The sequence below is a fragment of the Bacteroides gallinaceum genome, assembly GCF_030373775.1.
Taxonomy (GTDB): Bacteria; Bacteroidota; Bacteroidia; order Bacteroidales; family Bacteroidaceae; genus Phocaeicola; species Phocaeicola excrementipullorum.
In genome coordinates this window covers 171,804-194,320 of the sequence record NZ_JAUDEN010000001.1, presented here as the reverse complement: position 1 = coordinate 194,320, position 22,517 = coordinate 171,804, and the positions used below count along the sequence as shown (strand labels likewise).

General features: G+C 48.0%; 14 protein-coding genes. 11 read left to right on the top strand and 3 right to left on the bottom strand.

Annotated elements, in window-relative coordinates:
- Positions 1 to 272: 272 nt before the first annotated feature.
- The 5 genes from QUW60_RS00700 to QUW60_RS00680 all read left to right on the top strand — a co-directional run bounded on the left by QUW60_RS00700 (position 273) and on the right by QUW60_RS00680 (position 11,287).
- A complete protein-coding gene (locus QUW60_RS00700) occupies positions 273 to 3,485 on the top strand; it encodes a SusC/RagA family TonB-linked outer membrane protein (RefSeq protein ID WP_289558098.1) in 3,213 nt (1,070 codons plus the stop codon).
- A 12-nt stretch (positions 3,486 to 3,497) separates the two neighbouring features.
- Positions 3,498 to 5,231, top strand: a complete 1,734-nt coding sequence (locus QUW60_RS00695; protein ID WP_289558097.1) for a RagB/SusD family nutrient uptake outer membrane protein — start codon at positions 3,498 to 3,500, stop codon at positions 5,229 to 5,231.
- 25 nt (positions 5,232 to 5,256) lie between these two features.
- Positions 5,257 to 6,723, top strand: a complete 1,467-nt coding sequence (locus QUW60_RS00690) for an Ig-like domain-containing protein (RefSeq protein WP_289558096.1) — start codon at positions 5,257 to 5,259, stop codon at positions 6,721 to 6,723.
- A 76-nt stretch (positions 6,724 to 6,799) separates the two neighbouring features.
- Positions 6,800 to 8,035, top strand: a complete 1,236-nt coding sequence (locus QUW60_RS00685) for an alginate lyase family protein (RefSeq protein ID WP_258336844.1) — start codon at positions 6,800 to 6,802, stop codon at positions 8,033 to 8,035.
- 126 nt (positions 8,036 to 8,161) lie between these two features.
- A complete protein-coding gene (locus QUW60_RS00680; protein ID WP_289558095.1) occupies positions 8,162 to 11,287 on the top strand; it encodes a glycoside hydrolase family 2 TIM barrel-domain containing protein in 3,126 nt (1,041 codons plus the stop codon).
- A gap of 80 nt (positions 11,288 to 11,367) precedes the next feature.
- On the opposite strand, the gene QUW60_RS00675 is transcribed toward QUW60_RS00680, so the two are convergent.
- The 3 genes from QUW60_RS00675 to QUW60_RS00665 all read right to left on the bottom strand — a co-directional run bounded on the left by QUW60_RS00675 (position 11,368) and on the right by QUW60_RS00665 (position 14,009).
- A complete protein-coding gene (locus QUW60_RS00675) occupies positions 11,368 to 11,805 on the bottom strand; it encodes a Fur family transcriptional regulator (RefSeq protein ID WP_289558094.1) in 438 nt (145 codons plus the stop codon).
- A 73-nt stretch (positions 11,806 to 11,878) separates the two neighbouring features.
- Positions 11,879 to 13,453 (bottom strand): Rne/Rng family ribonuclease, encoded by a 1,575-nt coding sequence (locus QUW60_RS00670; protein ID WP_258336841.1) that lies wholly within the window; start codon positions 13,451 to 13,453, stop codon positions 11,879 to 11,881.
- Between the two features lie 280 nt (positions 13,454 to 13,733).
- Complete coding sequence (locus QUW60_RS00665; protein ID WP_258336840.1) at positions 13,734 to 14,009, bottom strand: HU family DNA-binding protein; 276 nt, start codon at positions 14,007 to 14,009, stop codon at positions 13,734 to 13,736.
- Positions 14,010 to 14,230: 221 nt separating this feature from the next.
- Here QUW60_RS00665 and mutY point away from each other — a divergent pair, with 221 nt between their 5' ends.
- From mutY to QUW60_RS00635, 6 genes are all read left to right on the top strand, one after another.
- Complete coding sequence (gene mutY, locus QUW60_RS00660) at positions 14,231 to 15,289, top strand: A/G-specific adenine glycosylase (RefSeq protein WP_289558093.1); 1,059 nt, start codon at positions 14,231 to 14,233, stop codon at positions 15,287 to 15,289.
- A 14-nt stretch (positions 15,290 to 15,303) separates the two neighbouring features.
- Entirely contained in the window at positions 15,304 to 15,747 is a 444-nt protein-coding gene (locus QUW60_RS00655) for a single-stranded DNA-binding protein (protein ID WP_258336838.1), read from the top strand.
- Positions 15,748 to 15,825: 78 nt separating this feature from the next.
- Positions 15,826 to 17,193 carry a gliding motility-associated protein GldE gene (gldE, locus tag QUW60_RS00650; protein WP_289558092.1) on the top strand — a complete coding sequence of 456 codons (1,368 nt, stop codon included), beginning with the start codon at positions 15,826 to 15,828 and terminating at the stop codon, positions 17,191 to 17,193.
- Between the two features lie 2 nt (positions 17,194 to 17,195).
- On the top strand, positions 17,196 to 17,849 hold the full coding sequence (locus QUW60_RS00645) for a 4'-phosphopantetheinyl transferase family protein (RefSeq protein WP_289558091.1): 654 nt from the start codon (positions 17,196 to 17,198) through the stop codon (positions 17,847 to 17,849).
- Positions 17,850 to 17,851: 2 nt separating this feature from the next.
- Positions 17,852 to 20,857 carry an AsmA family protein gene (locus tag QUW60_RS00640; RefSeq protein ID WP_289558090.1) on the top strand — a complete coding sequence of 1,002 codons (3,006 nt, stop codon included), beginning with the start codon at positions 17,852 to 17,854 and terminating at the stop codon, positions 20,855 to 20,857.
- 85 nt (positions 20,858 to 20,942) lie between these two features.
- Positions 20,943 to 22,505, top strand: a complete 1,563-nt coding sequence (locus tag QUW60_RS00635) for a peptide MFS transporter (protein WP_289558089.1) — start codon at positions 20,943 to 20,945, stop codon at positions 22,503 to 22,505.
- Positions 22,506 to 22,517 lie beyond the last annotated feature (12 nt).

The following is a 22,517-nucleotide window of genomic DNA, read 5'->3' as shown; positions in this document are numbered from 1 at the left end:
CCCCCTGTTGCGTGAAAAAGGAAAACAAAAGCCTTCCAAAGAGTCTTATTCAATTAAATAAGACTGACTTTTTTGTTGTTAAACCGCTGTTTTATAGAATGTTGTCTTGTGCGCGGTCTTATCGGGCGAAGATAGACATCTCAAGGGTGAAAAGATTCTTCTTCTTGTTCCTTTTAATCTACATTTGCAATGTGTCCGATGCCTCTTTTGGCTGGTGAGGAAAGAAAACGGATGCAAAAATGAGTGATTGTTAATTTTAAAATTTGTAGGTTATGAAGAATGAATTCTTGAAATTCCCTTCCAAAAGAATTTTGTTTTCTGCGTTCTTTGTATCTGCCGCCCTGTTGGGAGAGAGCGTTTTGCCCTTGCGTGCAGATGTGGCGGAGATACGTTCGGTGATGCAGAAAACAAAGGTGTCGGGCGTGGTGCTCGACCCGAACGGTGAGCCGGTTATCGGTGCAACCGTAATGGAAAAAGGCACGTCCAACGGATCGGTTACCGATTTGGACGGCAAATTTTCATTGAATGTGGCTTCGCCTCGGTCGGTGATTGTCATTTCTTATATAGGTTACAGAACGACGGAAGTTTCTGCAGAGAAGAAGGTGTTGTCGGTAACTTTAAAAGAAGATTCGGAGATGCTGGAAGAGGTGGTCGTTGTTGGATACGGCGCACAGAAAAAGGAAACGCTGACCGGTTCTGTGGCAGTTGTGGGACCGGAAATGTTCAAGGACAAGGGCACGGTGGCCAATCCTTTGCAGGCTATGCAGGGACAGGTGCCGGGACTTCGCATCACTCGTTCTTCCGCAGCTCCGGGTGAAGAAGGATGGGGCATCTCGATTCGTGGAGCCGTTTCCAGAAACACGACAGAACCTTTGCTGATTATCGACGGTGTGCCGGCAAGCGGAGTAAGCGAGATGGCGCAGCTGAATGCCGCCGATATTGAGTCGATTAACTTTCTGAAGGATGCCTCTGCAGCCATCTATGGTTCGAAAGCTGCGGGCGGTGTGATTCTTGTCACAACGAAGCGTGCGGAAAAGGGAAAGACCAGGGTAGAATACAACGGTTCGTATACCCGCAAGATAGTCGGGCTTCAGCCTCGTCTGATGAGTCTGGACGAATGGGCGGACGGAGTGATTCAGGCGCGCCGGAATGACGGACGTCCGGAAGATGACCAATGGATACGTTATGCCACAATGGCCAAACAGATGAAAGGCAGTTGGTTTAAAGCGGACGGGGGAGGCGGAGTCGCTCCGATACCGGGAGCATATACGGGTGTAGCAGATTTCGTATTTCACGACATGAACTGGACGGATGTGTTGTGGGGGAACGCTAATTCCACTCAGCACGACTTGAGTATTTCAGGAGGTTCGGATAAGGCCACTTACCGTTTGTCGCTCGGATATTTGTATGATCAGGGAACCTTGCAGTGGGGAAACAATTCGAACGAACGTTTTAATGTACGCCTTTCAAATACCTTTAATATAACAGACAACTTCAGTGTTGACTCGAACATTTCTGCCAGCCGTCAGCATCAAGTCGCTCCGACACAGATTGGAGGAGCATTGGGGAGAAGCGTTCCCCAGCCGGGCTTGCCTGTTTCCACAATTGACGGAAAACCGTACGCATGGGGAGGAATACATACGCCGAACTGGTTATGTGAACTGGGAGGTGACAATAGACTGGTGGTCACTTCCATGAGCATCAATGAGGTGCTGAAGTGGAAAATCATTGACGGATTGAACTTCAATGCAACCTTGGGATACAGCACGAATACTGCTTTCCGTGATGAAGAGTATCTGCCTATCGACTGGTATTCTTATGACGGAACGCTGATTCGCAACGAAAACAGTCCTTATCCCAGGCAGGAAGACTCTTCGTATATGAGAAGCTCATCTCGTACAGACAATGCCACAGCATCTGCATTCCTTACTTATTCGAAGTTGTTTGGTCAGAAGCATGATTTGACGGTTATGGCAGGTGTCCAGTATGATTATGGGGCATACGATTACAGCGCGACAAAGGCAGAGAATGTGGAGCCTTCCTTGGATGCGTTGAACGGACAGGGTGAAGTTTACATTGATAAAGTCGATAAATGGGAGGAGGCCATCCTTTCTTATTTCGGTCGTGTAAACTACAATTTCAAAGAAAAATACCTGCTCGAAGCGAATGCGCGCTATGACGGTTCTTCCAAATTCCTTCCTGAAAATCGTTGGGCTTTTTTCTATGGTTTCTCTGGAGGATGGCGAATAACAGAGGAGGCGTTCATGGAAAATATAAAGGATTATGTCAATGAACTGAAACTGAGGGTTTCGTACGGCGAGGTCGGCAACCAAAGCGGTATCGGGCGTTATGACGGTATTCAATTGTATAACTATCGGGCAGGTTCGGGTGCATATCTGGGAAGTTCGAATGCGACTTATGTGGAGTCTGCCGGTCTGGTCAGTACGGAACGTACCTGGGAACGCATCTATAATTATAATGTCGGTTTGGATTTCGGCTTCTTGAACGGACGTCTTTCCGGCAGTTTCGAACTTTTTATGAAAAAGAACAACAATATGCTGGTTGAAAGGCTTTATCCGGGCATATTGGGAGGAAGCGCGCCTGATATGAACAGCGGAAAGTTCGAGGCGAAGGGTTATGACGGAAGTCTGACATGGCGTGACCGGATTAAGGATTTCAGCTATCATGTCGGAGGTACGTTGACCTATATGACCAACGAATTGATTGATGGAGGTGAAACAGTGAAGGTTGCCGGATATAATGCAGCTTTGAACGGATATCCGTTGAATTCAATTTTCGGTTACCGCTATATCGGAAAAATCCAGAACGAAGAACAGTTGATGAAGTACACACAGAGGTATGGAGGAAACAATACGATAGACATGCCGAGCAATCTGCTGCGTCTGGGTGATCATATGTATGAGGACGTGAATAAGGATGGCAGGCTGACGCAGGACGACTTGGTCTTCTTGGGTTCTGACGATCCGAAACTTTCATTCTCGTTCAATTTCGGGTTTGAATGGAAAGGTCTTGATTTCTCTGCAGTATTCCAGGGAGTCGGCAAACGTACCATCTATCGTGGCATTGACGCGTGGAAAGTGCCATTCTCAGCCATTTGGCTGAATACTTCCAACCAGTCTGTGGGCAATGTGTGGAGTCCGGAAACGCCTGATAACTATTATCCGAGCTATTCGAATACCGGCTCTATCAACAATTACAACTACATTTCGTCTACATGGTCCGTTGATAACGGTGCTTATCTGCGCTTGAAGGACATTGTGCTGGGATATACACTGCCCAAGTCGGTGCTGAAAAAGATGGGCAACTTCATGACGAATTTGAGAATTTATGTAGCCGGAGCCGATATTTGGGAGAAGACTTATATTCATGACGGATGGGATCCGGAAGCGACGAGAGAGGTTGATGACAAAGACCGCTATCCGTTCAACAGAACATTTACGGTAGGTATAAACGCAACATTCTAAACAATTGATACAATGAAAAAGCTTAAACTACATATCATTTTGGGATTGGCGGCAGCACTGGCTTTTCCTTCTTGTCTGGACTTTGATCCGAAGACACAGCTTGCCGATACGAACTATTGGTCTACTCCCGACCAGTTCAAGTTATTTGCTACGCAGTTTTACGGGTGGCCGCTTGATTTCCGGCGCCTGGATAGTAGTCCGCATAGCGACGGACGTTCGGATCTGAAGACAAGCACAACACTGGACCTTTACAGTAACGGAACGAATACCGTTCCTACATCAGACAATAACTATACGGACAACTATAATCGGATTCGTCAGGCAAATATTCTTCTGCAACGGGCGGAATCCTATGGTACTCCTGAGGATATTGCTGTTTATGTGGGCGAGGCCAAATTCTTCAGAGCTTATTGTTTCTTTGATCTGGTGCAGCTTTATGGAGATGTAATCATTGTGGACAGGCCGCTGGATGTGGATGATCCGGAGATGCAGCAGGGACGCGATCCGCGTGGGGAGGTGATTGACTTTATAGTGCAGGACTTGCAGGAAGCGGCGGAAGCGCTTCCCGGTTTCAACGAAATAGCTTCTTCGGACGAAGGGAGAGTGTCAAGCGAGGCTGCTTATGCGTTTCTCTCAAGAGTTGCTCTTTATGAAGGGACTTGGCAGAAGTTTCATGATGGAAACGGCCAAAATACGGAACGTTCTCGCCAACTGCTGGATATTGCTGCCAAGGCTGCTGATGAAGTGATAATGAGCCGGAATTTTGAACTTTTCAAGCCGGCGGAATTGGGGGATTTCGCATACAAGTATCTGTTTGTTCTGGAAAACGAGAAGTCTAATCCGGCAGGCATCAACAAAAGCGCGAACCGGGAATATATTTTTGCAAAAAGGCATGACGGCGTGATTAATCCCGTCGGAACTAACATAACGGAGGGGCGCTTTAACAATGATGTCACTCGTATAACCCGTAAGCTGGCGAACATGTATCTTCAGAGCAATGGCTTGCCTGTCGATCCGTCCGCATGGGATTACAGTACGATGGCTTCCGAATATCAGAACCGTGACAACCGTATGAAGAATACGCTGATGGTTCCGGGAGAAACTTACTGGAGCAACGGGGGAGGCCGGATTGACTGGAGTGGAAGTGCGGAAGAAGTGGCGAACGCAACAATCCGTGAATTTGTTCCGGGGCACGGAACAGGGTATTCCATGCACAAATGGTGTTGTGAGCGTGACGGGGTGGCTAACCGCAGTGAAGGATACGACTATCCGGTTATCCGCTACGCGGAAGTGCTTCTGAACTATGCGGAAGCGGTGTTTGAACGCGACGACAAGATAGAAGATCAGGATCTGGCAAAATCGCTCAACCTGGTGCGCAAGCGCGTTAACCCGGATATGCCTGATCTTACAAATGATTTTGTTTCTTCGAATGGCTTGAACATGCGGACTGAAATCCGCAGAGAACGTACAGTGGAGCTGTTTGACGAATGTTTCCGGTTGGATGACCTGAAGCGTTGGAAAACGGCGGAAACTGAGATGCCGATGAATCTGACTGGCATCAAATGGACGGGCACTGAATACGAAACTACATGGTCGTCTGCTGCATCGGCAAGTAAGGATGCCGAAGGCTGCTTGCTCATGGAGTCTGGGCGTGTATGGCAGGAAAAAAATTATTTGTATCCGCTGCCGGTCGACCAGTTGCAATTGAATCCGAATCTGAAGCAGAATCCGGGTTGGGACGAATGACGAACAGAATATTAAAGTTAAGGAAATGATGAAACGAAACATATTTGCGAATATAATCGGGATGTTTCTCGTATGTGGAGGAATGTCCATGGGATTTTGCTCTTGTGATGACGAAACTGTTTCTCCCGCATTAGACGAAAAGGTGCTCATCTCAGAAATAAATGTAGGAGTAACTCCAAATCTCCCGTTGCTGATTAATACGGATTCGCTGATGACATGGGAGGTCTTGCCGGAAGAAGCGACAAACAAGAATGTGATATGGACTTCTGCCAATCCGGAAATTGCCAGCGTTTCGGAGGATGGACGTATATCAGCTCATGCACTCGGCACTGCTGTTGTCACGGTTTCGCCTGAGTGGGGATATGCCACGGCAGCATCCGTTACGGTAGAGGTTATAGATCACATCGTATTTATAGATGATATCGTTCTGACAAATCCGGAAGACGAGCTGTCGGTTTATGCGACGGCATCTCTTCAGTTGGCGTGGAGAACTCTTCCTGAGGAACCTACCTATCCGGGACTGAAGTGGGAAAGCCTTACTCCGGAAGTCGCTACCGTTTCAGAATCGGGGCTTGTGAGAGGCGTTGCAGCAGGAACGGCGCAGATCCGGGCAACGGCTACTGACAGCCGGCATTTCTCGAAGGTGTTTGAAATAGCTGTGATGCCTGTGATACCGATAGAGTCGCTCGAAATAGATGAATCTCAAAGCGAGCTGGCCATCGGTGAGGTGTCGAAATTGAACGTGAAAGTGACTCCGGAGAACGCTACGGTTTCTACTTTGGTTTGGGAAAGTTCGAACCCTTCAGTTGTGAGTTTTGACGAAGACGGTGTGATGACCGTGCATGATTATGGCTCTGTGACCATTACCGCATCGGCAGAATATGGAGGCAGTTCAGTTTCTGCTGCGCTGGATGCACAGGTTGTGGAAGGCAAGGTGAATGATACGTTCGACTATACAGCCCCCTGGGCTATTTTTAACAATGTTGGAATGGTTGTAGGGATTGAAGACAGTGAACTTGTGCTCACCCCGGGAGATGATAAGAACTATAAGGCGGTTCGCATAGCAAGAACCGGGGGAGTCAATTTTCATGCAGGAAATTATCCTATTCTTGCTGTCAAAGTATGGATGCCAGGTGATGTTGTAGCGGAGTCTGATAAGATGGAATATTATCTTGATATCTGGACCAAAGGACAAACACCTGCCGGAAAGTATGGTGAAAATACAGACAAGGGCAAGAATCAGATGGAAGTAAAAGATTGTGGCGACTATAAGGTGTATGTGGCTGATTTTACGAGAAAGGGACTTGGGGCGTCCAATGAGTTTCTTCCTTCATCGGCTATTAATATGGAGAATGTAGAATTCCAGTGGTGGAAGCTGTGGTATGATGCCGGTGTTCCGCTGGATGGAACGATCAAAATCGACTGGGTGAAAACATTCAGGTCGGAAGAAGAGTTGGATGCGCTTATAGCTTCGGAAAGCGGTATCCGGTAATGGATGTGGCAAGTTTATAATAAAGGTAATCGATTGTTTTCAGGATTTATTTGAAACGGAATAAAAGATAAGTAGTATGAAACTGAATTATATACAAATGTTTGCGGCCTGCGCCCTGTCCGTTCTGACAATGGGATGCAAGGCGGAATTTGAGAACGGGGTGAACGATATCGACTCTTGGGAAGTGGGTGCGGAATATACACCAAGTCTGGTTCATCCGGGTGTACTTCATACGCAGGAGGATATAGAGCATATCCGTGACCTGGTGGACCGGCAGAAAGAGCCGGCCTACGGCATCTTTCTCAAAATGAGAGAAGACTGGAAAGCCAAGTCAGACTATTCGATGAACGGCCCTTACGAAGTGATTGCCCGTGACGGGGCTTATGCGGCCAATAAGGTAAATGCAGAACGGGACTTCGATGCGATTTATCTTAACTCGGTGATGTGGATGATAACTCAGGATGAGGCACATGCGAGGAAGGCACTCGAAATCATGCTTGCCTATGCCGGTACGCTGAAAGACATTGACGGGAATGATACGGCGTTGATGGCCGGGCTGGAAGGTATCAAGATTGTATACGGGCTTGAAATGCTGTCGCACACTTATCATCAGTCGGAAAAGTATCCTGACGGAATAACTGACGAACAGATTGAGCGGATCAGCACAATGCTCCGCAACGTCTTCCTGCCTGTGTGGGAAGAGTTTTACGCAAGCGATCCCAATACGAATGGAAACTGGGGGCTTCATGTTACGAAGTCATATATGGCGGCTGCCATTTTGTGGGATGATGTGGAGATGTACCGGAAGTGCGTGAACTTTTATCTTTATGCTTATGACAACGGTACTATTGCGCACTATATTGACGGAGATACCGGACAATGCCAGGAATCAGGGCGTGACCAGCAGCATACTGTATTGGGAATCGGGGCTTTGTCGGCCATTTGTGAAATTGCGTGGAAGCAGGGGAACGATCTCTATTCGGCTTACGACAACCGTGTGCTGAAAGGGTATGAGTATACGGTGAAATACAACCTCGGTTACGATGTACCGTTCAAGACATGGACGGACGTTACGGGGAAGTATTCCAACTGGACAGAAATTTCTGCTGTGACGAAAGGTGAAAACGATGGGGTGGACACGGAACGCGGACAATGCTGGCAGCCCGTATTCTATATGGCATATAATCATTATGTGAACCGCAGAGGATTGAGTATGCCCTATACGGCGGAGTTGCTGGAAACATACGTGGAAGACGAGTATGACGGCGGTCATCCGAGCTTTGGTCCGCTGCTGTTCAATGATTTGGATTGAGAAACTACTTAAGGATAAATGTGAAACTACCCCTGAGCAGATGGCAGTTTACCCCGTAGTAATCAGACAACTGCTGCGGGGTAATTTTCAGACATCGTTTGAATACAGTAAAAGCATGATTTTAAGATGAATAGAATTGCGATATTGGGAATGTTGTTATGTGTGCCGGTCATAGCACTCGCCCAGCAGAACGAATGGGAAGACCCCACACGGTTTGAATGGAACAAGGAGAAGCCTCATGCGTGCTTTGCGCTCTACGAGTCGGTTGGAGATGCGCGGACTGAGGATTACAGCCGTTCTCCCTGGTACAAGTCGCTCAACGGGACGTGGAAGTTCCGTTACGCTCCTTCGATAGAGGCGAGTGTGAAAGATTTCTATCGCACGGACTTGTCCGACAGGGACTGGGATGAGATTCGAGTGCCCTCCAACTGGGAACTGCAAGGTTATGGCGAACCGATTATCCGCAACATCCAGTATGTCTTTTCGCCGAATCCGCCTTACATAGATGTGGACAATCCGGTGGGGACTTACCGCACTCGTTTCACCGTTCCTTCGGAGTGGAAAGGCAGGGAGGTGATGCTTCATTTCGGATCGATAACAGGTTATGCACGTGTCTATGTAAACGGAAAACAGGTGGGAATGACCAAGGCTTCGAAAACTCCCGCAGAGTTTAACGTCACTTCCTGTGTGAAGGAAGGAGAGAATCTGCTGGCTGTGCAGGTATACCGCTGGCATGACGGAAGCTACATGGAGGATCAGGACTTCTGGAGGTTGACCGGTATTGAGCGTGATGTTTATCTTCAGGCTTATCCGAAACTGACCATTTGGGACTTTTTCTTGAGGCCTGGCTTGGACAGAGATTACCGTCACGGTGTGTTTCATGGAACAGTGAATTTGCGTGAATTCAGCGGCAATGAGATGAAGCGCGGGCAAGCAAGGTTGGATTTGCTGGATGCAAACGGAAAAACAGTTTTTTCCCGAACAGAGCCGTTTGATCTGGAAGAGGAAGCAAATGTGGCGTTCTCAGGTATGGTGAAGAACGTGGAGAAATGGAATGCTGAACGGCCTTATCTGTACGATTGTGTATTGTCTTTGTCTGATTCTTCGGGCCGCGAGCTTGCATTGACATCGTGCAAGGTTGGTTTCCGCAAAATAGAAATCAAGGACTCGAAACTTCACGTGAACGGAGTTCCTGTATATATAAAAGGTGTAAACCGTCACGAACACAACGACACGCTGGGGCATGTGCAGACACGGGAAATCATCGAGCATGATTTGAAAATGATAAAGCGTCTGAACATGAATGCGGTGCGCACATGCCATTATCCCAACCATCCGATGTTCTACAAGCTTTGTGACAAATATGGCATTTATGTGGTGGATGAGGCGAACATTGAAAATCATGGGATGGGATCTGTTCCTTATTTCAAAGATACGATACCTCATCCGGCTTACCGTCCGGAATGGTACGATGCGCATGTCGACCGTATCTCGCGGATGGTTGAACGCGACAAGAACCATGCATGCGTCATAGGATGGTCGTTGGGCAATGAATGCGGGAACGGGAAGGTGTTTCATGACGAGTATAGACGGCTGAAGGCATATGATCCCGACCGTTTTGTTCAGTTTGAGCAGGCATGGGAGGATTGGAATACTGATATTGTATGTCCGATGTATCCGCGTGTGAGTTGGATGGAAGAGTATCGTAATTCGGGAAAGACACGCCCGTTCATCATGTGCGAATATGCCCATGCCCAAGGAAACAGCAACGGAAATTTCAAGGACTTATGGGATTTGATTTATGACAGCCCTAACCTGCAGGGAGGATTCATTTGGGATTTTATGGATCAAGGCATTAAAATGCGTGCCGATGCGCAGGACGGAAGGACGTACTGGATGTACAACGGAAAACTGGGAGCGCACCGGTGGCTGGAAGATAAGGAAGGCGAACTGAATACCGGAACGGATGGAATCATTTCGGCGGACGGTACTCCCAAGCCTCAGGCATACGAAGTGAAAAAAGTCTATCAGTACATTCATTTTAAAGAAAAGGATTTGCCGGAAGGCATCGTTACGGTTCGCAACCTGTATGACTTTACGGATCTTGCAGACTATGATTTTCGTTGGGTGTTGGTGAAGAACGGAGAGCCTGCTGATTCGGGCCGTTTCTCGGTAAATCTGAAACCGCATCAGTCGAAAGATGTAAAGCTGAGTCTGCCGGATGTGCCTGAAGACGGGAATGAATATTTTCTTAATCTGTATGCTTATACGCGTACTGCTACAGATTTGGTTCCGGCCCGGTATGAAGTGGCGAAAGAGCAGCTGAAGATAGGAAAGAGTGATTTCTTTATTTCTCAAGAAGGTGTTTCCGGACAACTGGCTTGTCAGGTAGAGGGAAACATGTTCTTGTTTACATCCGGCAAGGTGTCGGGCAAAATTGATTTGAAAAGAGGTGTGTTGTGCGACTATGCATTGGATGGAAAATCACCGTTCGTGCAATATCCGGAGCCGTCTTTCTGGCGTGCCCCGACGGACAATGATTTCGGAAACAAGCTGCCTTTGCGCTCTAATGTATGGCGCACGGCCCATGTAAATCGGGAAGTGCGAAACGTTTCGGTGGGAGAGAAGACTGCTGATGGGGTTTGCGTAACGGTAGAGTGGATGCTGACGGACATTCAGGTACCCTACACTGTGGAATATCTGATTCGGAACGACGGTTCGGTCAAGGTGACGGGAAGTATCAACATGGAAGGGAAGAAACTTCCGGAACTGCCCCGCTTTGGGATGCGCGTAGAGCTGAAGAGTGGTTATGATAACTTGGCTTATTATGGCAGGGGGCCGCAGGAAAACTACATAGACCGATGCGCCAACACTCTGATAGGGTGTTATGAAAGTAAAGTGGCGGAGCAGTATTATCCTTACATACGTCCGCAGGAAACGGGCAACAAAACGGACGTGCGTTGGCTTTCTCTGTTGGACAAGGACGGTTTCGGCTTGAAAATTACCGGAATGCAGCCTTTGTCGTTCTCTGCTCTGCACTTTGCTCCTGAGGACCTTGATCCGGGGCTGACACGCAAGATGCAGCATCAGGTAGACGTGGTTCCCCGGAAAAATGTTTTCTTGCATGTTGACTTGAAACAGCGCGGACTGGGAGGCGATAACAGTTGGGGGATGCTTCCCCATAACGAGTACCGCCTGTTGGAGAAAAAGTATGCTTACAGTTATGTGATGCAGCTGGTGGGGGATAAATGATGCCATTGGATGGCTTGAAAAAAATGTCCCGTCATCTTGATTAAAATGTCCCAACATCCTGATGAAGATGACGGGACATTTTACTTCAGATGTTGGGATGTTTTTTTTGCACATTGTGCGCAGATTCCTTTGACGATATAGTTTGTCTTGTTGGCGATGAAACCTTCCGGGATATGGACGGGAGGAATGGAGTCTTCGCTGAGGCAATAGGTCTTCCGGCATTTCTCGCAGAAAAAGTGGCAGTGTGCTTCCTCCGAACTGCAATGTCCGTGGTTGTGGCACAGGCAGTACTTGTGAAGTCCGCTTCCATCGTCGACGCTATGGATGAGATGCCGCTCGTGGAAGAGCGAAAGAGTCCGGAATATGACGGACTTGTCGATGCTTTGCAGTTCATCTTCAAGCGAGGTAAGGCTGAAGGTGTCGCTTTTCTTGCAGATGGCGTCATATATAAGGAGGCGGGTGGAGGTAGGGCGAATGCCTGCGTCTTCCAGAATCGGAATATAATGTTCAGCTTTCATAGTGTAAAAAAGAGATGCTTATCCACTGCAAAGATAAGCATCTCTTTTTGCAATCCGGTTGTTTGTTGCCGTTTTATTTCATTTCCAGTTCCTCTTTCATGTCGAGTTCTTGTCCGTGGGTGTCGAAGAACTTGTATTGCAGGAAGGCCAGACTTTGGTCCGGAATGATCCGGATGCCGAATCCGTATTTCATCTGCCATTTTCTCTTCAGAGAAACAATGCCCTGGTTGATGTATGCGGCAACATAAGGATGTATGTGTAGGGTAAATTTCTTCACTCTCAACTTGTTGACCATATAGTCGATCTTGCTTTCCAGCGAGTCGGTGAACAAGATTGACGGCTTTATTTTTCCTTTACCGAAACAAGTGGGGCAGTCTTCGTCCGTTGTCACATCAATGGCCGGGCGTACACGCTGGCGCGTGATCTGCATCAGCCCGAATTTGCTTAGCGGAAGGATGTTGTGTTTGGCGCGGTCTTTCTGCATGTTCTGGCACATCCGCTCATAGAGTTTCTGCCGGTTTTCTGCCAGATTCATGTCGATGAAGTCAACCACAATGATGCCTCCCATATCCCTCAGTCTTAACTGGCGTGCCAGCTCGTCAGCTGCTCCCAGATTGACATCCAGCGCATTGGCTTCCTGTCCGTTAGCCGATTTCGAGCGGTTTCCGCTGTTCACGTCAACCACATGCAGCGCTTCCGTATGTTCTATAATCAGGTAAGCCCCGCTTTTGTAGGAAACGGTCCGTCCGAACGACGACTTGATTTGTTTGGTAATGCCGAAATTGTCGAAGATGGGAAGTTTGCCGATGTAGCGCTTTACTATTCCTACCCGTTCGGGAGCAATAAGAGCCACATAATTTCTTACTTCGTTGTAGACCTCTTCGTCGTTCACGTAAATGTTTTCGTATGAAGGGTTAAACAGGTCCCGCAGCATTGCAACCGTGCGGCTTGTTTCTTCATAAACCAGTGAAGGCAGTTTGGTTGCCTTCTGTACTTTGGCGATGGTTTCTTCCCAGTGTTTCAGCAATACCTTCAGTTCGGTATCGAGTTCCGCGACTCTTTTTCCTTCGGCTACAGTCCGTACGATTACGCCGAAGTTCTTCGGCTTTATGCTTTGCAGGAGTTGTTTGAGCCGTGCGCGCTCTTCGCTCGATTTTATTTTCTGTGAAACCGATACCTTGTCGTTGAACGGGATAAGGACCAGATAGCGTCCGGCAAACGACAGTTCACAGGTCAGACGCGGTCCTTTGGTAGAAATCGGCTCTTTTACAATCTGCACGATGACCTCTTGTCCCTGCTTGAGTACGTTTGATATGGCGCCTTCTTTTTCGATGTCGGGAAGCATTGAAGCCTTCGACATGGGAAAAAGCTTTTTTCGGTCGCTGGTTACTTGTTTCAGGTATTTCTCGTACGAATGAAATTGTGGTCCCAAGTCTAAGTAGTGAAGGAAAGCGTCTTTTTCAAAGCCTACGTCAACGAAGCAGGCGTTGAGTCCGGGCATGAGTTTTTTCACCCTTCCCACATACATGTTGCCCACCGTAAAAGAAAGGTTTCTTTCTTCTTTCTGAAACTCCACCAGGTTCTTGTCTTCCATGAGAGCGATGGATATTTCTTTGGGCTGTACGTCTACTACTAATTCGCTTGTCACTTGATCACTTGGTTTTATTGGGTTTATAAAATCAGTTGAAACGCAGCTGTGTAGTTTCTGCGTTATGCACAATACACAAAGAACAAACCTGAAAGACTATTTGGAAGCACTTTGCAAGTTTGTTCTTTATTGAAGTCGGACAGACTAACAATTATTTTTTACTTTTATGTCTGTTCTTTCTCAGTCTTTTTTTACGTTTGTGAGTAGACATTTTATGTCTTTTTCTTTTCTTTCCGCTTGGCATAGCTTCAAATTTTTTATGGGTTAATACTAAAGTTAATTATTTTTTCACTGAAAGAGTAAACGTCTTTGCTGGCTTGAATGCCGGAATATTGTGTTCCGGAATGATGATCGTTGTATTTTTAGAAATGTTGCGAGCAGTTTTCTGCGCTCTTTTCTTCACGATGAAACTACCGAAACCGCGGAGATAGACATTTTCATCTTTTGACAAAGATTCCTTTACTGATTCCATGAACGCTTCCAGGGTAGCCAATACTGTTGCCTTGTCAATTCCTGTATTTTTGGCAATTTCGTTTACAATATCTGCTTTTGTCATTTCGCTAATAATTATTGTTATACCTAGTTCTTAATTTTTTGGATTGCAAATATATAGCTTTTCTCGCTCTCTAGAAAATTTATCAGCTACATTTTTTGTGGAAAGTCCTAGTTTTATGCGTTTTTATGCTCTGCGCCGCCACTATTTTGTGGCTTGACGTGTGCAAAAGGCTGGTGATTGTCGGTCGAAAGCATTATTTTTGCGGGAAAATAACGGACATTATGAATGACTTTTCAGAAAAGCTGATCGCCTGGTATCGCAAAAACGGACGCAGCCTTCCGTGGCGCGAAACGAAGGATCCTTATAAAATATGGGTGTCTGAAACGATACTTCAGCAGACACGTGTGGCGCAGGGATATGCCTATTACTTGCGCTTCATCTCCCGTTTTCCTGATGTCGGTGCGCTGGCCCGTGCGGAAGAAGATGAGGTTATGAGGCTTTGGCAGGGGCTGGGCTATTATTCGCGGGCCCGGAATCTCCATGCGGCGGCAAAGGATATCGTTGCGCGCGGATGCTTTCCTGTACTGCCGGAGGAGGTGAAGACCCTGAAGGGGGTGGGCGACTATACGGCTGCGGCCATCTGTTCGTTTGCCTACGGCCTTCCCTGCGCGGTGGTCGACGGGAATGTTTACCGGGTTTTGTCCCGGTATTTTGGCCTGGATGAATTTGTGGATACGGCGGCCGGAAAGAAAACGTTCGCGTCTTTGGCAGACGAGCTGATCGACAAGAACCGCCCGGCCGAATACAATCAGGCCATCATGGATTTCGGAGCCATGCAGTGCGTGCCTTCATCGCCCGATTGCAGCGCGTGTATCTTTTCCGGGAGCTGCGCTGCCTTGCAGAAAGGAACGGTGGATGTTCTGCCTTTGAAGAAGCATAAGACAAAGGTGTCTTCCCGTTATTTTTCTTATATGTATGTGCGCGCAGGTGCGTACACTTTTATTCGCCGCCGCGAGGGGAAAGACATTTGGCGCAACCTGTATGAATTTCCCCTGCTCGAAACTTCCGGTGAGTTGCGTGAGGAGGATCTGCCGTCCTGTCCGGAATTCCGTTCTTTGTTTGGCGGCTTGCAGGTGGAATCTGTCCGCCTCGTCAAGCCGGGTGTGAAGCATGTGCTGTCGCATCAGGTGATCCATGCTTCTTGTTTTGAAATAAGATTGTCAGATTCTGCGGCGGAATTGCCCGGATTTATCCGCATATTGGCCGGTGATTTTGATAAATTCCCTGTTCCACGTTTGATTTCTCGTTTTTTTTCTTTAGTTTTGGGGTCTGAAATTTAAAAAAAGTATATTTTATGTCATTGAATAAAGTACAATTGATAGGTAATGTAGGCAAAGAGCCTGAAGTGAGGTATCTGGACAGTGGAGTGGCGGTTGCAACATTTTCTTTGGCCACGACCGACCGGGCTTATACTCTTCCTAACGGAACGCAGGTTCCCGAACGCACGGAGTGGCACAACATCGTTCTTTGGAGAGGGCTTGCTGAAACAGCCGAAAAGTATGTGCATAAAGGTGACAAACTGTATATCGAAGGCAAAATCCGTTCGCGCTCCTATGACGACCAGAACGGCGTGAAGCGTTATGTCGTAGAGATCTTCGGTGATAATATGGAGATGCTTACTCCGCGTACGGTTCAGGCATCCGCACCGCAGCAGGCTGCTGCTAATGTTCAAAGCCAGCAGATGCAGTCGCCGGTGCAGCAGCAGGAATCACCCGCTTCGGACGTTTTGCCGTTTTGAGAGAATGATAAGAGAGGATGTGTTGCGGTTTTCAATGAACCGGACATGTCCTCGCATTGTTTAACAATAAATTATTGAATGGACCCTGACTCGTTTTTATGCCGCTGGGCGGATTGTTTTGACGGAGTGACTTTCGCTCCACTTTCTGCAGGTGCTTTGATTGCATTGCTTTCTGCGCTTGTGCTTCTGTATATTTCTGGCCTTGTGTCTGCATCGGAAATCGCTTTCTTCTCGCTTACCCCTTCTGAAAAAGAGGAGGTAGAAGAGGAAGATCATCCGTCGGACAGGCGCGTCAGATCATTGTTGGATGATTCCGAGCGTCTGTTTGCCACTATTCTCATCTCCAATAATTTTGCAAATGTGGCTGTAGCCGTACTGCTGAACTACTTTTTCGTTACGGTTGTTGATTTCGGCTCGGCCAAAGCGCTTGAATTTGTGGCGGTGGCCGTTGTGCTTGTTTTTCTGCTTTTGCTTTTCGGCGAGATCATGCCGAAAATATATTCAACCCAGCATTCGCTTGCGTTTGTCCGGAGGGCGGCTCCTATGATGTGTGTGTTGCGGTCGCTTTTCCGTCCGCTGTCGTCTGTTCTTGTCCGTTCTTCTTTTGTCATCAACAAGGTGGCTCAGCATAACAGGGTGTCGCGCAACCTGTCTGTAGACGAGCTTTCGCAAGCCCTTGAACTGACTGATATCAACGATACGCCTGAGGAAAGCAACATGCTTGAAGGGATTATCCGTTTTGGCGAAGAAACGGCAAAGGAAGTGATGACCCCGCGTCTTGACATGGTGGATCTTGAGATAAAGACACCGTTTACGCAAGTGCTTCAATGTGTGGTTGATAACGGATATTCCCGCATACCTGTTTATGAAGATTCGCGTGATAACATCAAAGGCATACTGTATATCAAGGATTTGCTTCCTTTTCTCGGGAAGGGAGATGAGTTTCACTGGCAGAATCTGGTGCGGCCTGCCTTGTTTGTTCCCGAAACAAAGATGATTGATGACCTGCTCCGTGATTTTCAGGCAAACAAGATTCACATCGCTATTGTCGTAGACGAGTTCGGAGGGACGTCGGGCATTGTGACTATGGAAGATCTGATTGAAGAAATCGTAGGTGAGATCAATGACGAATACGACGAAGACGAACGTTCGTATGTGAAACTGGCTGAAAATGTCTATGTGTTTGAAGCAAAGACGCTTCTTTCTGATTTTTATAAGATTCTGAAGGTAGATCCCGATGATTTTGAAGAGGCGGCGGGCGATTCGGACACACTTGCCGGACTTCTGTTGGAACTGAAGGGAGAATTTCCTGTCTTGCATGAAACGCTTGAATACAGGAATTTCAGGTTTGAAGTGCTTGAGATGAACAGCCGGCGGATTTTAAAGGTCAAGGTTACGGTTTCGTCTTCCGAAGACGGTGAAGCCGATCCTGAAGAAAAGAATTGATTATGCCGTTGCTGCGTCGTTGGGAAAAGGATGGAGGCTTGTGGGGTATCTGGCATGTTACGGAAACAGAAGATGGCCTTATGGCTTTGCTGGCAGACAAGTCGCTGTTTGCCGGCAGGCTTGCAGGTATAAAGGTGCCGAAAAGGAGGCTGGAGATTTTAGGAGTCTGTGTCTTGCTGAAGGACTTGCTGGGAGAAGAGAAGCGTATCTTGCATGAAGACTCGGGCAAGCCGTTTCTTGAAGGCGATCCGCGTCGGATTACGATATCTCATACCAAGGGCTATGTGGCTGTGGGCATTCATGGCGAAGCGGTTCCAGGCATGGATATCGAGCAGGTGGGCGAGAAGGTGAGAAGAGTGGCTTCCCGCTTTATACGTGCGGATGAAATGCCCGGTCGGGAACAGATGACCGGTGAAGAAAGTCTTTTTCAGCTTCTGCTGCATTGGTCGGCAAAAGAAACCTTGTATAAGTTGCTTGGTTGTCTTGATGTTGACTTCCGTACCCATTTGCGCATACGTCCTTTCAAACTTTCTCCCGAGGGTGAATTTGTGGGTGAAGAATTTTGCTCTGCTGACGGAACTTCGTGCCTGATCCATTATTTTGTTCATCCGGATTTTGTTTGTACCTATTGCGTCCGTTCTGCAGACAGAAGGTGATTATGGAAAATATGAAATTGCGTAAGACATTGAAAGTGGCTGCCGTTACCATTGTTTCGGCGGCGGCGCTTGTTCTGGCGGTAATAGCAGTCGCCATTCATTTTGTTTTTACTCCCGAAAAGCTAACTCCGGTTGTGCTGGATGTGGCGAACCGTTCGCTTGACGCACGTCTGGACATGAAGAGAGTTGAACTCACTTTTTTCTCTACATTTCCCCGTTTTGGACTTGAACTGACTGACGGTTCGCTGGTGTCGAAGGCTGTACGCGACACGCTGTGGCAGCATACGGACTCGCTGCTTTCGTTTCGGAAATGTGTGGTCGTAGTAAATCCCCTTGATTACCTGAGAAAGCAGAAAATCAATCTCCGCTATCTGGGGATAGAAGGGGCATCTGTCTATGCGTTTAAAAGTGCAGACGGCAGGGCGAATTGGGATATAGCCCTTGCCGATACTGCGGCGGTACAGGCTGATACAGCAGCCTCTGCTTCTCCTTCAATCGGTGAAATAGAGATCAACCGCGTGTCTTTGAAACATGCGAATGTTGTTTTTGATGACCGCGATACCCGTGTTTATGCCAGTCTGAAAAATGCAGATCTGGATCTGAGGGCAAGGCTCCGCAAAGGGCATTCGGTGCTGTCTTTGAATTTTAAGAATGAGAACATTCTGTTCTGGCAGGACGGTCAATTGCTGTTGAACCACATCGCAGCTGAAATAAATACAGACGTTGCTCTCGACCGTGCCTCTCATACGCTGACGTTGGAAGATACCCGTTTGGCGGTCAATGGCGTGGCTCTTGATTTGCACGGCACGTTGACGCGTGACACGCTGGAGCATGCGGCTCTCGTTGACTTGAAGTATGGGCTGCATGCGCCGTCGCTCGAAACTGTTCTTCGGATGGTTCCGGAAAGTGTCCTGAAACGTGAGAGTGTTTCGGTGGCTGGAAAGGTGGAGCTTGGAGGTACGGTGAAAGGCAAGTATGGCAAGAAAAATATGCCGGAAGTGACCTTGCACATGGGGATAACGGACGCCTCGGCCAAATACGACAAGTTGCCGTATGGGGTGGATCATTTTACGGCGGAACTTGACGCTTATGTCGATTTGATGCGCAACAATCTTTCGTTTGCCGATCTGAAGATTCTTCGTTTCCAGGGAGCGCATACCGATATTTATGCAGAAGGAAAGGTCAGCGATCTGCTGGGTGATCCGAACATTTCGTTCAAGACCAGGTCTGAAGTAGACCTTACTGCGCTGGCACAGACATTTCCTTTGCAGGAAGGCGTGTCGATGGGCGGAAAGCTTGACGCTGATATCGGTGTGAGGTGCCGCTTGTCGTCCCTCAAGAAACAGGATCTGGGCAGGATCCTGCTGGGTGGCCGTCTGGAACTTGAGAAAGTGTTTTTGCGTGATGCGAAGAAGAACTTTGACTTTACGGGTGATGCGTCGCTGGCTTTTGTCGGTGACAATTCGCTGTCGGCACGGGCGGAGATCAGCAGCATGCTGCTGCGTGCTTCAGGTCTGTATGCCGATATGAAGCAGCTGAAAGCGACAGTCAGATCAACGAATCCTCAGGATTCTACCCGCATAGTCGACTTGGAATGCAAACTGGAGATGAACCGTTTGAAAGGTGCCATGGGGGATTCTTTGAACGTGTTCAGCAAACATACGCAAGCCACGGTCCGCTTGCAGCCGGGGAAGAAGAACCCGTCGATGCCTCGGATTAATCTTTCGTTGGAAACGGATACGCTGTTCTGCCGGATGGGTAATATGCGTATGGGAATGGATAAAGGAGGTTTTGCCGTTGATGCCGAAAAAGTAAGAGATTCGGTGTGGAATCCGCATGGAATCATCGGGTTCAATCGTCTGAAACTGAATGTCCCGCAGTTTGCTTTGCCGGTGTATATGAGAAAGACGGCTGTTACGGTAGGAAACCGGCGCATTGCACTGAAGAATGCGAGCGTACGTATCGGGCATTCTGATCTGACCGCTTCGGGAGAGGTTCACAGGCTTTACGAAGTGCTGAAGAAAGGCGGGATGCTGAAAGCTAATCTGGACATCTCTTCTTATAATCTTGACAGCAATCAGCTGATAAGTGCCTTGAATTTTCCCGAAGACACTTTGCTGGAGGCGAGTGAAGAAAAAGAAGATACAGCGGCGGCTCTCAGGTTGTTTGTCATCCCCAGGAATGTGGACTTTGAGCTTCAGACCAGTCTGAAAAAGGTTACCTACGGCAAAATGAAGTTCGAGAATGTGCGGGGAGCGGTTGATATCCGCAACCAGGCCGTTCACTTGAAACACCTTTCCATGCGCGGGCTGGATGCGGACCTGAACACGACTGTGGTTTATCATGCGAGCCGCAGGGAACGCGGCTATGCCGGATTCGACTTTAAGCTCAGGAAAGTCAATATCGGCAAGCTGGTTGATTTTGTTCCTTCCCTCGATTCGATCGTGCCGATGCTCCGTTCGTTCAAGGGGATGGTTGATTTCGATGCGGCAGCCGAAGCAGTTCTCGATTCGAACCTGAACATAAAGGTTCCTTCTTTGCGTGCGGCTGTCCATATCAGGGGCGACAGTCTGGTGCTGATGGACGGAGAAACTTTTGCTGAGATATCCAAGAAGCTTATGTTCAAAAACAAGAAGCGGAATGTGTTCGACAGCATATCCGTAGATCTGACAGTAAAGGACGGTAACGTCACTGTTTATCCGTTTGTTGTTCAGATCGACCGGTACAAGGCGGCTGTCGGAGGCACTCAGGGGCTGGACATGAATTTCCAGTATCACATATCCATCCTGAGATCTCCGCTTCCTTTCAAGGCAGGAGTGAATATTTCCGGAAACCTGGACAAGATGAAGATCCGTATCGGCAGAGCGAAATACAAGGATGCCGTAACGCCGGTGGCTATCCGGAAGGTCGACAGCACGCGGGTGAATATGGGGCAGGCAATTGTCCGCGATTTTGAGCGGGTGATGGAGCGCGGAGCACGAAGAAGGATTCCGAAGCTGGCAGAATGATACATTCTGTTTGGATGTTCGTAGATTTATTGTATCTTTGCGACAAGTGTATTATTAAATTAATTATTAAAATCTTCATTAACTTATGTTCAACAAACATCCAAAGGGGTTGGTTGCCGCTGCGCTGGCAAATATGGGCGAGCGTTTCGGCTTTTACATCATGATGGCAATCCTGACCCTGTTTATTTCTGCTAAGTTCGGCTTGTCGGAAACGACAACCGGATATATTTATTCTGCGTTCTACGCGTCTATTTACATTCTGGCTCTGGTAGGGGGAATCATCGCCGACAAGACGAAAAATTTCAAGGGTACCATTCTTGCCGGACTGGTTCTGATGGCTTTCGGTTATCTGATCATTGCCATTCCTACGCCGACGCCTGTATCTAACCTGCCTTTGTTCTTGGGCATTACGTGTGTAGGTCTTGCGGTCATCGCTTTCGGAAACGGTTTGTTCAAAGGAAATCTTCAGGCACTGGTCGGCCAGATGTATGATAATCCGAAATACTCGCATCTGCGTGATGCCGGCTTTCAGATTTTTTATATGTTTATCAATGTGGGTGCCGTGTTCGCACCGTTCATCGCTATCGGCGTGCGCAACTGGTGGCTGAAGGCCAATAATTTCGATTACGATGCCACTTTGCCCGAATTGTGCCATAAATACCTTGAAGGAGCGGGGACAATGCTTCCGCAGGAAATGGAGAAGCTGACTACGCTGGCCAACAAGGTGATGCTCGACGGCAGTCAGGTAACTGACATGTCTGCTTTCGTGAACAGTTATCTTGATGTCTTCAACCGCGGATTCCATTATGCTTTCATGGCGGCTATTGTAGCGATGCTCATTTCGCTGGTAATTTATCTGAAGAACAAGGCTTCCTTCCCTGATCCGGGCCATAAGGTGGCTGATGCGGAATCTTCGCAGGCTGCTGTTGCAAAGGAAGAAATTCAGATCAGTGCAACCGAAATCCGCCAGCGCATATATGCATTGTTCGCCGTGTTTGGCGTAGTGATCTTCTTCTGGCTTTCTTTCCACCAGAACGGCTATTCACTGACCTATTTTGCCCGCGACTATGTGGATTTGAGCGTTATCAACATTGATTTGGGCTTTACTCAGATAAAGGGGGCTGAAATATTCCAGGCAGTCAATCCGTTCTTTGTCGTATTCCTGACTCCTGTAATCATGTGGATATTCGGTTCGTTGAAAGAGAGAGGAAAAGAACCTTCCACTCCGATGAAAATAGCCATCGGTATGGGAATCGCCGCTCTGGCATATCTGTTCCTGATGTTCTTCTCGCTTACGTTGCCCGCTAAAGATGCGCTTGCAACGATGACTACCGAACAGATTGACGCTATCCGTGTAACTCCATGGATTATGGTGGGGCTTTATTTCATCCTTACCGTAGCCGAACTGTTTATTTCTCCGCTGGGACTGTCGTTCGTTTCAAAGGTTGCTCCTCCTCACTTGCAGGGACTGATGCAAGGCTGCTGGCTGGCTGCAACGGCGGTGGGCAACTCGCTGCTTTTTATCGGCGGCCTGCTTTATACCACAGTTCCCATCTGGGCTTGCTGGCTTGTGTTTGTCGGGGCTACCGGAGCATCGATGATTGTCATGCTGTCGATGGTAAGGTGGCTGGAGAAAGTAGCAAAATGACGGATACCTGAC

Excerpts from the sequence above, each read along its gene's own strand:
- QUW60_RS00635 (WP_289558089.1), top strand. The coding sequence starts at position 20,943 with ATGTTCAACAAACATCCAAAGGGGTTGGTTGCCGCTGCGCTGGCAAAT.
- QUW60_RS00685 (WP_258336844.1), top strand. The coding sequence starts at position 6,800 with ATGAAACTGAATTATATACAAATGTTTGCGGCCTGCGCCCTGTCCGTT.
- gldE (WP_289558092.1), top strand. The coding sequence starts at position 15,826 with ATGGACCCTGACTCGTTTTTATGCCGCTGGGCGGATTGTTTTGACGGA.
- QUW60_RS00695 (WP_289558097.1), top strand. The coding sequence starts at position 3,498 with ATGAAAAAGCTTAAACTACATATCATTTTGGGATTGGCGGCAGCACTG.
- QUW60_RS00680 (WP_289558095.1), top strand. The coding sequence starts at position 8,162 with ATGAATAGAATTGCGATATTGGGAATGTTGTTATGTGTGCCGGTCATA.
- QUW60_RS00675 (WP_289558094.1), bottom strand. The coding sequence starts at position 11,805 with ATGAAAGCTGAACATTATATTCCGATTCTGGAAGACGCAGGCATTCGC.
- QUW60_RS00645 (WP_289558091.1), top strand. The coding sequence starts at position 17,196 with ATGCCGTTGCTGCGTCGTTGGGAAAAGGATGGAGGCTTGTGGGGTATC.
- QUW60_RS00690 (WP_289558096.1), top strand. The coding sequence starts at position 5,257 with ATGATGAAACGAAACATATTTGCGAATATAATCGGGATGTTTCTCGTA.
- mutY (WP_289558093.1), top strand. The coding sequence starts at position 14,231 with ATGAATGACTTTTCAGAAAAGCTGATCGCCTGGTATCGCAAAAACGGA.
- QUW60_RS00640 (WP_289558090.1), top strand. The coding sequence starts at position 17,852 with ATGGAAAATATGAAATTGCGTAAGACATTGAAAGTGGCTGCCGTTACC.
- QUW60_RS00655 (WP_258336838.1), top strand. The coding sequence starts at position 15,304 with ATGTCATTGAATAAAGTACAATTGATAGGTAATGTAGGCAAAGAGCCT.
- QUW60_RS00700 (WP_289558098.1), top strand. The coding sequence starts at position 273 with ATGAAGAATGAATTCTTGAAATTCCCTTCCAAAAGAATTTTGTTTTCT.
- QUW60_RS00665 (WP_258336840.1), bottom strand. The coding sequence starts at position 14,009 with ATGACAAAAGCAGATATTGTAAACGAAATTGCCAAAAATACAGGAATT.